This is a genomic window from Lysobacter cavernae (assembly GCF_042648505.1).
Taxonomy (GTDB): Bacteria; Pseudomonadota; Gammaproteobacteria; order Xanthomonadales; family Xanthomonadaceae; genus Lysobacter_L; species Lysobacter_L cavernae.
On record NZ_JBHRXK010000005.1, the window covers coordinates 15,890 to 29,333 of the forward strand.

Consider the following 13,444-nt stretch of genomic DNA (forward strand, 5'->3'; position numbering starts at 1 on the left):
ACGGCAAAGCGTCGCGTCGTCGTCCCGAGGCCTGAACCGCCCCCGTTTCCTCCGGCTCGCGGCAACCACCGCGCCGTGCTGCAATGCGACAATACCGCCCGGTTCGCGCCCGTCCGTGCCGCGACCTCTCCCAGGATTCCATGAAGACCCCCACCGCGCTGCAGGCGCTGATCGACGACGGCGTCATTGACGAGGTTTTGCGTCCGCTCAAGAGCGGCAAGGAAGCGGCGGTGTACGTGGTACGCAGCGGCGACGATGTGCGTTGCGCGAAGGTCTACAAGGACATGGCGCAGCGCAGTTTCCAGCAGCGCGTGCAGTACCAGGAAGGCCGCAAGGTGCGCGGCAGCCGCGAGGCGCGCGCGATCGGCAAGGCGAGCAAGTACGGCCGCAAGCAGCAGGAAACCGCCTGGAAGAACACCGAGGTCGACGCGCTGTACCAGCTGCGCGAAGCCGGCGTGCGCGTGCCCGAGCCCCACGGCTACTTCCACGGCGTGCTGGTGATGGAACTGGTGACGGACGCGGACGGGTTCTCGGCACCGCGCCTGGGCGAAGTCGAACTCACCGCTGAGCAGGCACGCGAGTTCCACACGGTGCTGGTGCGGCAGGTGGTGCGGATGCTGTGCTGCGGCCTGATCCACGGCGACCTGTCCGCGTACAACGTGCTGGTCGGCCCGGACGGCCCGGTGGTGATCGACTTCCCGCAGGTGGTCAGCGCCACCGGCAACAACGCCGCGCGACGGATGCTGCTGCGCGACGTCAACAACCTCACCGCAAGCCTCGGGCGCTGGGCGCCGGAGCTGCTCGACACCTGGTACGGCGAGGAGATGTGGGCGCTGTTCGAGGCCGGCGCGCTGCAGCCCGATACCGTGCTTACCGGCACGTTCGAGCACGACGAGCGCCTCGCCGACATCGACAGCGTCCGCGATGCGATCAACGAGGCCCGCGACGAGGCACTGATCCGCCAGCAGGGACGCGAGGCGGCGGCGCTGGCCGATTGAGGTGCGACGGCGGCCGTGAACGCGGGAATGTCCGACACCCGTCGCCATCGCCACTAAGCTAGGAAACCCCCAACGGCGGCAGCCGGCTGTAGTTCTGGAAACCCATGATCAACAACGATGTACTGCGCAGCATCCGCTACATGCTCGATCTCAGCGACAACAAGGTCGTCGAGATCACGAAGCTGGCCGATCCCGCGTTCCCGCTCGAGAAAACCGAGGTGCAGGCGTTCCTGCGCAAGGACGACGACCCCGACTACGCCGAATGCAGCAACCGCGTGCTGGCACATTTCCTCGACGGATTGGTCATCTACTACCGGGGCCGCGACGAGAGCCTGCCGCCGCGCCCGGTGGAAAAGCGCGTCACCAACAACGTGGTGCTGAAGAAACTGCGGGTCGCGTTCGAACTGAAGGACGTGGACATGCACCAGGCCTTCGCCGATGCCGGCTTCCCGATCTCCAAGCCGGAGATGACTGCGCTGTTTCGCCAGCCCGACCACAAGAACTTCCGCCTGTGCGGCGACCAGCTGCTGCGCAATTTCCTCAAGGGCCTGACGCTGCGCGTGCGGGGCGCTTGAAGTTCCTTGCGATGCCGGCGTGCGGTTAGGGAGAAGAGGGTTTCCTAGAACCGCTCGCCCACCGGCAGGTAACGCCATTCTCCCGCCGGCATCTTGCCCAGCGGGACCTTGCCGATGCGGATCCGCCGGATCGCCACGACATCCAGCCCGACCTGCGCGCACATGTCGCGGATCTGCCCGGGCTGCACGGCCTTGATCGCGAAGCGCAGCCGGATCTCGTTCTGCCAGCTCACCTTGCATGGCGGCAGCTCGCGGCCGCGATAATGCAGGCCGTGGTTGAGGCGACGCAGGCCGTAAGGCGCGATGTCACCCGCGACCTCGACGATGAATTCCTGCTCGATCCGGTCGGCGTCCTCGGTGAGACGGCGCCACACGCGGCCGTCCTGGGTCAGCACCATCAGGCCGCTGGCGTCGTGGTCGAGCGGTACCAGCGGCGTCAACCGGATGAAATGACGCTGCAGCAAGCGCACGCCGCTGGGGTCTTGTGCCCATCGCGTTGCCGGCGTGACCAGTGCCGCGGCGGGTTTGCGGCCGGCGATCGCGTCGAAACCGCAAGGCTTGTGCAGCAGGACCGTGGCCGGTTCCGGTGCCTCCAGGGTCGCTTCGGGGTCCAGCTCGACGTGTTCGGTCGACACCATGTGCTGTGGCGACTCGACGACCTTGCCGTCCACCGACACCCAGCCACCCTCGATGTAGCACTCGGCATCGGCGCGCGAGCAGCGGGCCAGTTCGGTCAGGCGCTTGGACAGGCGGATGGATTCGGGCATGGGACTGCCTGGCAAGAGGGGTGGGTAGTGTAGAGACAGAAGCGGAGCGCAGTGGCTTGTCGCTGACGTTACCCCAACCGGAAGCCACGCCATCCTGACGCTGCCCGGATACTTGACTGCTGTGTCGAGTGATCAATCCCGATCCGGCGCGCCGAGCGGGAAGTACGTGCGGTACGGGCGTGCTTCGTCGACGGCGCGCGCGAACGAGGGACGCGCCAGCAACCGGTGGCGGTAGGCGCGGACGTTGGCATGGGCCTCGTCGATCGGGTGGGTCCAGTCGGCATAGAACAGGAACGGTGCCGCCCCGCAATCGGCGAGACTGAAGGTATCGCCCGTCGCCCATTCGCGGGCGGCCATGACCTGGTCCAGCCAGGCGTAGGCGGTCTCGAGCATCGCGCGTGCTTCGGCGACGCCCTGGCGATCGCGCGCACCTTCTTCACGCAGGGCGTCGAGCACGATTTTCTGCTGTGGCGTCGAGATGTAGTTGTCGAAGAAGCGATCCATCATCCGCACGTCGAGTGCGGCACGTGGATCCGTGGGAATCAGCCGGACCGGCCCCGGGTGGTGCAAGCCCAGGTGCTCGATGATGCTGCTCGCTTCGATCACCGTGCGATCCGCGTCGCGCAGGACCGGGAAGCGCTTCATCGGCCACAGGGCCTCGAGCTCGCGCATGGATTCATCGCCTTCGAGCAGGCGGAACTCGAAGGGCGTGTGGTTCTCGTAGAGCGCGATCAGCACTTTCTGGCAGTACGACGAGAAGGGATGGGCATAGAGTTTCAGGGGCATGGGCGGACATCTCGAAGTGAAGGGGGGCAGCACCGTCTGCCGGCCGAGAGGCTGGTAGAAGCATCGGTGTCCTGCCTTGAGAGACCGACGATCGAGGCGGGTGCGGATCGACATTGCCTTCCCGAATAACCCGCACCATCGTGGAGGGCTTCTCGCACCCGCGAAATGGCAAAGCCCCGCCACAGGCGGGGCTTTGCTTTCCTCCCCCATTGCAGAGGCGCGGTCGCGCGAGGATGAACGGCCGCGTCGTGCAGTTCCTATTGTTTCAGTGGCTTCAATTGCGTCTTGAACACGAACCGGCCGACCTTCTCGCCCAGACGCACGGCGGCGATGCAGCCAGTGCGGAAGTGGATGCCGCCGTACACACGCGCCGATGCGGATTCGTTTGCGGCTTGCGAGAGGCTGGTGTAGCTGCGGGTGACGGTCGGGGGCAGGCCCGTCGCGGTGAAGGTGAAAGGCACTTCGTCCGAACCAAAGAAGTCGCGGAGCACTTCGGAGAATGCGCCGACGGTATTCGGCAGGCCGCAGGTGTAGTCCGGATAAGGCGGCGTGACGATGTAGGAGGTCCAATTGGGATCGGGCGTGGTAGCGGGATTGCCGTCGTCGAGCCAGCGGATCGCGGTGTAGGGGCGCCAGAAGTTGTAGTGGTACTTGGCCTCGAACGTTGCGATCAGGCCATCGTTCACGGCCATGTTCATCAGTGCGAACAGGCGTGCGTTCTCCCACAGGTCGAGGTCGTAGTCGGCGACGATCACCCGCGTGATGCCGTTGAGGTTGCCACCGCCACCGGGCCAGAAGCGTGCTATCCGGCTCTCCTCGGAGTCCGGTGTGGCGTTGCGTACGCTGGCCGATCCGACTGCTTTGACTTCGTTGTAGTCCGCAGCGTATGCCTTGCCCTTCAGGATGAAGATACGGCTGTGGCCAGGGCGGAACTGATGGCTGCTGACGAGCGCGAACGGCAGCAGGTTGCCCCAGTTGCCGAACTGCGGATACGGCGCCGGAGGCGGTGGCGTCGGCAAGGTGGGTTGGTAGACGCCCGGTCCCGGTCCGAGGGTGTATGGCAGGTGCGGCGTTTGCGAGCCGTCCAGATGGCGCATGTCGAGGATGGCATCCGCCGCCAGCGCGCCGATCGCCACGCCATCACCGATGCAGTTGGCATTTGCCGGCGGGCAGGCGGGCAGGCCGGCGATGTAGTTGGCGTAGGCGGTGTTGACGGTGGCGACCTGCGAGGGCAGCGTGGCGACCAGTACGTCGCGCGCCGCACGGGCCACGGCCGCAGCCGGGGATGCATTGGGATTGGCCGCGCCGATGGCGGCATAGGACCTGTAGCGCGGATCGATGGCATTCAACGCGTCGTGCGCCGCGATGTGCACCATGGCGAAGACCCGGAATTGCTGCGGTGGGGCGCCAGCCGCACCAATTACCTGGTTGGTCACGGCATTCCAGTCGGTGACGGCATCGGCCAGTGCCGGGCCGGGGATGGTCAAAGCGATCGCACTGGCCAGTAGCCAATGGCGAGATGGCACAGGGAAGGGGCAGGCGTACAACCGCTCGCGTCGAGCCTTCATGGGAGTTCCTCGTAACGGGAGGGCGCGTCAGTGCTGACGCGGCTGCTGGGGGATGGCAGCTACGGGGACAACGACTGGGGGCGGTGGTACCGGTCACGCGCGGTCACACTACTGCCTTGTTTCTTGGCAGCGAGTCTTCCTGTCTTGGGACAGGCCGGGGGTGTAACGAAATTCAGGCGCGCTGGCACGGTTGATGCCATGTGCTTGCCCTGGCTGACGCGGATAAAGCAGGGCCGTACGGCCCGTACAGGTTCACGTTGCCGCTTTGCCCGCGCGGTCACGACTCACGGCCCAGCCGAACAGCGCGGCGGTGACGAACATGATGAGGCTGTAGATCGCCGCCGGGATCGCCATGGTCGGGTTGTTGAGCAAGGTGGGGCTCAAGGCGACAGCGATCGCAAGCGTGCCGTTGTGGATGCCGATCTCCATGCCAATCGCAATGGCCTGCCGCCTGGCCAGGCCGAGCAGGCGCGGCACGCCGTAGCCCACGGTGAGGCTGACGAGATTGAAGGCCAATGCGGCCAGGCCGATGGTGGGCGCGTGCTGCACCAGGGTGGGCCAATCCTTCACCACCGCCAGCGCGATGATCGCCACCAGGAACAGCACCGAGACGATGCGCACCGGGCGGTTCATGCGTTGGGCGAAGGCGGGTTGGCGCGCACGCGCGGCCATGCCGATCGCCACCGGTACCAGCACGATCAGGAACACCTGCAGCACTTTGTCGAATTGCAGCGGGATGGTCGCGCCGTCGCCCATGAAGTGTGCCAGCGACAGGTTGACCACCAGCGGCAGCGTGACCACGGCCAACACCGAGTTGACCGCGGTGAGGCTGATGTTGAGGGCGACGTCGCCATGCGCGAGGTGGCTGTACAGATTGGCCGTGGTGCCGCCGGGCGAGGCCGCCAGCAGCATCAGGCCCACCGCCAGTGCCGGTGCCAGCCCGAAGGCCTTGGCCAGCGCGAAGCACACCAGCGGCAGCAGCAAAGTCTGGCAGACCAGCGCGACCAGCACGGGCTTGGGTTGCTGCGCCACGCGGCGGAAGTCGTCCAGCGTCAGCGACAGGCCGAGGCCGAGCATGATGATGCCCAAGGCCAGCGGCAGCAGAACGGTCAGCAAGGATCCGGATGTCATGCGTGGTTCCCATCCCCGTGAGATGCCGCGACATTACGGGCATTCCGCGGCCCGGACAACGGCCTGCCGCGGAAACGCAATGTGCCGTGAGGACGCAGCATCGAACAGCACTTGTCCGCAAAAACAGGGTACGTTTCCGCACTGGCTCTCCAGGAGATTCCCATGGCCCTCGATCCATTCGAGCCGCTTCTCGACCAGGCGCGCGCCCATGCCGCCGAGTACCTGCGCCGATTGCCCGATCGTCATGTCGGCGCGCTCGCCGGCCGCGACGAGATGTTGTCCGCGCTGCGGGCACCGCTGCCGCAGCAAGGCGAGGAGGGTGGCGCGGTGCTGGACCTGCTGGCCGCGCAGGCGGAGCGGGGGACGTCCGCCTGCAATTCGTCGCGCTACTTCGGCTTCGTGATCGGCGGTGCCTACCCGGTCGCGCTCGCTGCGGACTGGCTGGTGTCGACCTGGGACCAGAACGCCGGCATCTACGTGATTTCGCCGCTGGTGTCGGTAGTGGAAGAGATCGCAGCCGACTGGCTGCTCGACTTGTTCGACCTGCCGCGAGAGTCGGGCGTCGGCTTCGTGACCGGCTGCCAGATGGCCCACTTCACCTGTCTGGCCGCCGCGCGGCATGCCGTGCTGCATCACGCCGGCTGGGATGTCGAAGCGGAGGGCCTGTGCGGTGCACCGCGTGTCAATCTGGTGGTGTCCGCCGAGTCGCACATCACCATTGATGTGGCGATGCGCTACCTCGGTCTCGGCACGCGCTCACTGCACCGGATAGAAGCCGATGCGCAGGGGCGCATGCGTATTGATCGGCTGCGCGAGCGGATGGCGTCGCTCGACGGGCCGACGATCATCTGCGCGCAGGCCGGCAACGTGAATACCGGTGCATTCGATCCGTTGCGCGAGATCGCCGCGGTCGCCGATGAGTACGGTGCCTGGCTCCACGTCGACAGCGCCTTTGGCCTGTGGGCGCGCGCCAGTGGACGCCACGGCGCACTGGCTGATGGCATCGAGCTCGCCGACTCCTGGGCCACCGATGCCCACAAGTGGTTGAACGTCCCGTACGACTGCGGCATCGCCATCGTCCGCCAGCGTGAGGTGCACCGCGCGGCGATGACCTCCACCGCGGCCTACCTGATCCAGAGCCAGGGCGTCGAACGCGACGCCGTCGACTGGGTTCCGGATTTCTCGCGGCGCGCCCGCGGCGTTCCGGTGTACGCCACGCTGCGCACGCTCGGGCGTGATGGCGTCGAGGGCCTGGTGGATCGCTGTTGCGCCCGCGCGCGGCAGATGGCGGACCTCCTTGCCTGCGAGGACGGTATCCGCATTCTCAACGACGTCGTGTTGAACCAGGTGCTGGTCCGCTTCGACGACGATGACGACATCACGCGTCAGGTCATCGTCGGTGTCCAACGCGAGGGTACGTGCTGGCTCGGCGGCACCGTCTGGCACGGCATGGCCGCGATGCGCATCTCGGTGTCGAACTGGGCTACCTCCGAGGACGATGCCGAAGCAAGTGCCGCGGCGATCGTGCGGGTGTTTCGCACCTTGCGTGGTGGCCGGCACGTGTAGGGTGGCTGGCACACATTGCTCACCGATTCTCGAGTCTCGTCCATGACCCCCAATCCCGCCTACATCCAGGCCCTGCAGGACAGCGTCCGCACGGCGCCTTACCCGAACCTGATCGGGATGAAGCTCGCTGCCCTCGACCTCGACAGTTGCCGTATCGAGCTGGAGCTGGGCGAGCGTCACCTGCAGCCCTTCGGCATCGTCCACGGCGGCGTGCTGGCCACGCTGATCGACACCGCCACATTCTGGGCGGGCTTCCTGCGCTTGCCGGAGGATGCGGGGCTGGTGAATGTCGATCTCAAGCTCAACTACCTCAAGGCCGTCACGCACGGGCGCCTGCGCACCGAAGGCCGGTGCCTGCGCGCCGGCAGGCAGATCAGTTACACCGAAGCCAGCGTATTCGATGAAGCCGGCGACCTGGTCGCGCACGGCACCTCGACCTTGATGGCATTACCCGGCAAGGGCCTGACCCTGGGCGTCGAGAAGTTCCTGCCGAACGCGTAGGGCAACCATCGCAGCGGCACCGAACCGGACACCACTCAGAGCCGGCACTCATCACGGAAGGAAAGACATGCCCCCGTCCATCGCCATCGTGGCTGCCGCCACCGTACTCGCCCTTGTCGTCGGCCCCTTGTCGCTGGGCTTGACCGGTCTGCTGCGCAGCCGACATGTCTCCACGCATGCCGCAATGGAGCGCGCGCCGTGGGATGGGCGGCTGACGATTTACTCGTCGCTGCTCTACGCGCTGGCCTTCAACTTGATCTTTTTTCTCCAGGAAGTGTTCCTGGTCGTTCCCAAGGCGCTGACGCCGGGTCTGAGTCCCACACTCTTCCACAACAATCACCGTTGGGACGGCGAGCATCCGTTGGCGACGCTGTTCCAGGGCACCGGTGCGCTCGCCATCCTGCTGGTCGGCCTGATGTTCGTGTTCTGGCTGGCGTGGCGCCCGGGGCGATCTGCCGCCGGCCGGTTGTTCTGCATCTGGATGGCCTACCACGGTTGCTTCCAGGCGTTGCAGCAGGTGGTGATCGGGTCGATCAACCCGCGCAACGACGTCGGCATGGCGATGGATTATTTTCATCTGGCGCCCATCTCCAAGACCGCCGCCGCGCTGGTCGCGCTCGCAGTGATTCCGATGATTGCGATCAGGCTGACACCGCAGCTGTTGGCGCTCGCGGCCTCACCCGAGCGTATCGACCACGCCGGCAAGCGGGCGCGTTTCATCTTCGGCGTAGCCACGTTGCCGGCACTGATCGGCACGTTGCTGGTGCTGCCTTTTCGCGTGCCCGGCCACCCGATCGAAGTTGTCATCGTGCCGGTGATCACGGCCGCGGTCGGGATCGGCTGGGTCCAGGCCAGCGCCTGGTGCGTGACGCAAGTGCCGTGGCGTGCGCTGCATCCGGCCCGATCGATCTGGCCCGCCTTCGTCGCCCTGGTCGCGGTGCTGCTGCTGTTCCACCTCGTGCTGCGTCCGGGGATCGCGTTTTAGGGGCGGTGCCGCCCAAGGAGCCGTGGCGGTAGTGCGGCACGTGTGCGCGACCTGCGCCGGTGCCTGCAACGGTTTCGCGCTATTCCCGCATCTTCATTGGGATTCCAGGAAGGAGTCGTACCCGTGAAGTTCATGCCTTGCGCAGTGGGGAGTGGCTTTTCATCGTCGAGGTTGTCGGGGACGAGACGCCCGTGGTTCGGGTTGGCACTGACGGCAGCGTTTGCGCTGACCGGTGGCGCCGTGGCCAGCGGACGCGCCGCCCACGAGGACAACATGGGGGCGTTTGCCGCACTCGATCATGGGTTGCGGCCGGCGACGCTCAAGGCCGGGGTGCCACTGCCGGGCTGGTCCTTGCAGGAACGCATGATCCATTACCACGTGCCGGGCGTTGCGATCGCGGTGCTGAAGGACGGCAAAGTGGTGCAGGCGGCCGGTTTTGGCGTGCGCGCAGCCGGCACCCAGGACGCGGTCGATGCCGACACGCTGTTCTCGGTGGGTTCGGTCAGCAAGGTGGTCACGGCCGCCACGACGCTGCGCGAGGTGGCTGCGGGGCAGCTCGACCTCGACCGCGATGTCAACGCTTACCTGACTTCGTGGAAGGTTCCGAAAGCACCGGCGTTCGGCGGCGACACGATCACCCTGCGCATGCTGATGTCGCACACCTCGGGCCTGACCGTGTGGGGCTTCGAGGATTACCTGCCGGGCGAGAAGCTGCCGGACATCGTGCAGACCCTGGACGGCATCGCGCCGGCCAGGAACGAACCGGTACGCATCGATTTCCAGCCCGGCACGCGCATGCGTTATTCCGGCGGCGGCATCACCGTCGAGCAACTGGTGTTGCAGGAAACCAGCGGAAAGTCGCTGGAAAGCCTGGCGCGCGCGCAGGTGTTCCAGCCCCTCGGCATGCGCCGCAGCACCTACGTCAACCCGCTGCCGGTCTCGCTCGACAACGTCGCCAAGGCTCACGACAAGGACGGCCAGCGCGTCGCACTGCCACGTGGCTACGAGGCGTTCCCGGAACAGGCGGCCTCGGGTCTGTGGACCAGCGCGAACGATCTGGGGGCTTTCGTCGGCGCGCTGATCCGCAGCTACCAGGGCAAAGACGATTACCTGCCGCGCATCCTCGCGACACAGATGATGACCGAGGTGTCACCAAGCCTGCACGGTTTGGGACCACGGTTGGAGGGCAGCGGCCAGACGCGGATTTTTCATCACGGCGGCGCCAACGACAGCTACCGCGCCTGGATCGAGGGGCATCTGGAAACAGGCAGTGGCCTGGTGATCCTGACCAACGGCAGCAACGGCGGCAAGCTGATGATGGAAATCCGCAACGCACTGTCGGATGCGCTCGACGACGGTGTCAATCCGCTGGTGCACACGATCGACCTGGATCTGGCCACGCCGGTCTATGCCGACTACGCCGGCACGTACCGGGTCGATACTGCCTTGCCGAGTGAAGTGCGCGGCAATCTGATCGGTTACTTCGACTCCGACGTGCTGGACGTGGCGATCGCCGAGGGCGCGATCACGGTCACGGAGAAGGCCGCACCGACGACGCTGGTCCTGCAGCCGCTGGCGCCGACAAGGTTCATCGGTCCGGGTGATCTCACGCAGCTGCAGTTCGAGTTTCATCGCGATGCACACGGCGTGGTGTCCGGGCTGACCGTGGAGCGCGGCAGCGCGCGCGTGTTCTATCGCCGCCAGGACGCGACAGCCAACCAGGCCAGCGGCGGCCACTGATCCCTCGCGAATGACGGGCAACGATGGGCATCGGCTTCCCTGTTTGTCGTCGATTGCCTATCTTTTGTCGACGTTCCCGATAGCAAGAGTGGTATGACCCGACGATCCTGGTTGTGGTTGGCTGTGTCCCTGACGTGTGCGGCCCTGGTCGCCACGTTTGTCATCCCGATCCGGCGCGATGCGTTGACCACGGCGATGAAGCCGGCCGCCACACCGTTCGGCTGGGACGCGCAACTTAGCCTCAGCGCGGGTGACGGCGTCCTTGGCCTGCGCGACGGCCAAGCACTGCAGGCGCGTTTTGCCGACCCGTACGGGGTGGCGGTGGGTGCGGATGGCTCGGTGTACGTGGCCGATGCCGGCGACAACAACCGCATCCGCCGGATCGGCCGCGATGGCATGGTCAGCACGTTGGCCGGCTCGGCCGAGGGCTTCGTCGATGGCGCGGGCGTGGCCGCAAGGTTCGATACGCCGTCCGGTCTGGCGCTGGACCGTGCCGGCAATCTCTACGTGGCCGATACCGGCAATCACGCGATCCGCAAGGTCAGCCCGCAGGGCGTGGTGACTACGGTGGCCGGCACCGGCGTGGGCGGTTTCCGTGACGGCCCCGGTGCGCAGGCGCAGTTCAGTGGGCCGATCGGCGTGGCGGTCGACACGGCGGGCCGGATCTTTGTGGCTGATACCTACAACGACCGCATCCGCATGATCCAGCCCGACGGCCAGGTCAGCACGCTGGCGGGTGGCGAATTCCCGGGATACCAGGACGGCGTCGGCAGTGCCGCGCGCTTCGACACGCCGACGGCGTTGGCGGTGGATGCGGACGGCGTCATCTGGATTGCCGATACCCGGAACAACGCGATCCGTCGACTGACCCCGGCCGGCGAAGTCACGACATTGCGCACTATTCCCCAGGACCTGTACGCGATGCGGCGACCGATCAGCCTGGCACTGACTCGCGATGGTTTTCTCTATGTTGGCGAGATGGCGTCGGGCCGGGTGCTGCAGCTGTCGCGCGGCGGCGCCTGGCACGTCCTGACCGGCAACACCCAGGGTGAGCGCATGGCGCGCCCGGCCGGACTGGCCCTGGATGCCGACGGCATGCTGCACGTTGCCGATGCCGGCAGCTACCGGGTCTATCGGACCGCGCCGCGCGACACGCACGTCGAGCCGATGCCGGTGGCGATGGGGCCGTCCGAACACAACCTGTTGCCCGACACCGGCGGACGCTGGCCACTGCGGCCGCAGTTGGGCTGGCATGAAGTGGTGGGCACGCTGGGTGAGGTGCGTGGCAACTACGACGGCGAGAGCCGCGATCACCTGCACGGCGGCCTGGACATTCGTGGGGACGCCGGCGCGCAGGTGCTGGCCATCGCCGACGCCAAGGTCAGCAGCCCGTCGGGCGCCTGGGGCCTGGGTGAGCTGGGCGAGGGCATCGCCCTGGACACCATCAGCTACATCCACATGCGCGTCGGGCGCACCGCCAAGGGCGAGATGATCGATCCGGGACGCTTCCACCTGCTGCATGACGAGGCCGGTAAGCCCGAACGCATGCGTGTGTTGCGCGGCACCCGCTTCAAGGTGGGCGATGTGCTGGGCACGATCAACGGCATGGCGCACGTGCACCTGAGCGTCGGCGCCAACGGCTACGAGCGCAACGCCGTCGCGCTGGGCTTCACGCAGTACGCCGACGCGCAGCCGCCGCGCGTCGACAGCATTCGCCTGTTCGATGCGATGGCCCAGCCGCTGACGCAGAAACAACGTGGCCGCGTGCTGGTGCCGCGCGATGCTCTGGGCGTGCAGATCATCGTGGATGCCTGGGACCAGGTCGACCGCAACCTGCCGCGCCGACGGCTGGGGCTGCATGCTGTCGGTTATCAGGTGCTGCACAGCGATGGCAGCCCGCTGCCCGGCTTTGAAGCGCCGTTGATGAACATTCAATTCAACCGCATGCCGGCCGACAGCGAGGCGGTCAAGATCGCCTACGGCCCGGACAGCGGCATCACCGTGCATGGCAGCGCGATCACGCGTTTCCAGTATGTGGTCACCAACACCGTGCGTGACGGAACGCTGCTGACCGGTTACTGGCAGCCGGGCGAGCTGCCGGCCGGCGACTACACCGTGCGCATCACGGCGCGCGATTACAGCGGCAATGTGGCCAGTACGGGGCGGGATCTGCCGTTGACGCTGCAGTAACCAAGGCGCTGCAGGCTGGGCCAGCGTCGCCGACATCCGGCACATGCAGGGGCGGCCGACGTGTCCTAGGATGCGCGGCGCGTGCCTCGACACGCCCATCCCGCCTCGGAGCATCACCATGACCCGTATCGGCAGTACGCATTCACCCGCCTGGCTGCAGGTGTTCCTCGGCGGCCTGGTGGTGGCGATCGGCGACATCGTCTTTGCCACCACCCTGTGGTTCTCGTGGACCGCCTCGGGACTGACCCGGGTGTTCCAGACGATTGCGGTTGGCGTGCTCGGCACAGCCAGCTACGACGGCGGCGTGGCGACGGCCTGGCTCGGTGCCGGGCTGCACCTGTTCATGGCGACCATGTTCGTCGTGGTCTACACCCTGGCCGGACGCCGCGCGCCACAACTGCTGGGCAAGCCTTTCGTGTACGGGGTGCTGTACGGCGTACTGCTGTACGTCGTCATGAATTTCGTGGTGATGCCGCTGTCGCGGGTGGGGCGTTCGCCGTCGTTCGAGCACCCCGACTGGATCGGGCTCAGCCTCATTGCGCACATGCTGTTCGGCGTCATCTGTGTGCTGTTTGCGCGGCGGGCGTTGCGGCGCCGTTGAGCGGTACGCCTCGCATCCTCGATGTGCGGCAGCAGC

Annotated in this window: 12 protein-coding genes; 8 read left to right on the top strand and 4 right to left on the bottom strand. The window is 66.6% G+C overall.

Annotated features, from left to right (window positions below):
* The first annotated feature begins 140 nt into the window (after nt 1-140).
* A complete protein-coding gene (locus ACFOLC_RS11700; protein ID WP_386759442.1) occupies nt 141-998 on the top strand; it encodes a PA4780 family RIO1-like protein kinase in 858 nt (285 codons plus the stop codon).
* Nucleotides 999-1,102: 104 nt separating this feature from the next.
* The gene (locus ACFOLC_RS11705; RefSeq protein ID WP_386759443.1) at nt 1,103-1,573 is read left to right on the top strand and encodes a YehS family protein; all 471 of its coding nucleotides are present in this window, start codon (nt 1,103-1,105) and stop codon (nt 1,571-1,573) included.
* Between the two features lie 44 nt (nt 1,574-1,617).
* Here ACFOLC_RS11705 and ACFOLC_RS11710 read toward each other — a convergent pair whose 3' ends face one another.
* From ACFOLC_RS11710 to ACFOLC_RS11725, 4 genes are all read right to left on the bottom strand, one after another.
* Nucleotides 1,618-2,340, bottom strand: coding sequence for an rRNA pseudouridine synthase (locus ACFOLC_RS11710; protein ID WP_386759444.1), 723 nt, complete (start codon nt 2,338-2,340; stop codon nt 1,618-1,620).
* A 132-nt stretch (nt 2,341-2,472) separates the two neighbouring features.
* Nucleotides 2,473-3,126, bottom strand: a complete 654-nt coding sequence (locus ACFOLC_RS11715) for a glutathione S-transferase family protein (protein WP_386759445.1) — start codon at nt 3,124-3,126, stop codon at nt 2,473-2,475.
* A 257-nt stretch (nt 3,127-3,383) separates the two neighbouring features.
* Complete coding sequence (locus tag ACFOLC_RS11720; RefSeq protein WP_386759446.1) at nt 3,384-4,694, bottom strand: vanadium-dependent haloperoxidase; 1,311 nt, start codon at nt 4,692-4,694, stop codon at nt 3,384-3,386.
* Between the two features lie 252 nt (nt 4,695-4,946).
* The gene (locus ACFOLC_RS11725) at nt 4,947-5,825 is read right to left on the bottom strand and encodes a bile acid:sodium symporter family protein (protein ID WP_386759447.1); all 879 of its coding nucleotides are present in this window, start codon (nt 5,823-5,825) and stop codon (nt 4,947-4,949) included.
* Between the two features lie 162 nt (nt 5,826-5,987).
* On the opposite strand from ACFOLC_RS11725, the gene ACFOLC_RS11730 reads away from it, so the two are divergent.
* The 6 genes from ACFOLC_RS11730 (at nt 5,988) to ACFOLC_RS11755 (ending at nt 13,408) form a co-directional block, all read left to right on the top strand.
* Nucleotides 5,988-7,391, top strand: a complete 1,404-nt coding sequence (locus tag ACFOLC_RS11730) for a pyridoxal phosphate-dependent decarboxylase family protein (RefSeq protein ID WP_386759448.1) — start codon at nt 5,988-5,990, stop codon at nt 7,389-7,391.
* Between the two features lie 42 nt (nt 7,392-7,433).
* A complete protein-coding gene (locus ACFOLC_RS11735) occupies nt 7,434-7,892 on the top strand; it encodes a PaaI family thioesterase (protein ID WP_386759449.1) in 459 nt (152 codons plus the stop codon).
* Between the two features lie 88 nt (nt 7,893-7,980).
* Entirely contained in the window at nt 7,981-8,877 is an 897-nt protein-coding gene (locus ACFOLC_RS11740; RefSeq protein ID WP_386759450.1) for a hypothetical protein, read from the top strand.
* A gap of 201 nt (nt 8,878-9,078) precedes the next feature.
* Nucleotides 9,079-10,617: a serine hydrolase domain-containing protein gene (locus tag ACFOLC_RS11745; protein ID WP_386759451.1), complete on the top strand. Its 1,539-nt coding sequence runs from the start codon at nt 9,079-9,081 to the stop codon at nt 10,615-10,617.
* Between the two features lie 93 nt (nt 10,618-10,710).
* A complete protein-coding gene (locus ACFOLC_RS11750; RefSeq protein ID WP_386759452.1) occupies nt 10,711-12,807 on the top strand; it encodes an NHL repeat-containing protein in 2,097 nt (698 codons plus the stop codon).
* A gap of 118 nt (nt 12,808-12,925) precedes the next feature.
* Nucleotides 12,926-13,408 carry a hypothetical protein gene (locus ACFOLC_RS11755; RefSeq protein ID WP_386759453.1) on the top strand — a complete coding sequence of 161 codons (483 nt, stop codon included), beginning with the start codon at nt 12,926-12,928 and terminating at the stop codon, nt 13,406-13,408.
* The last annotated feature ends 36 nt before the right edge of the window (nt 13,409-13,444 follow it).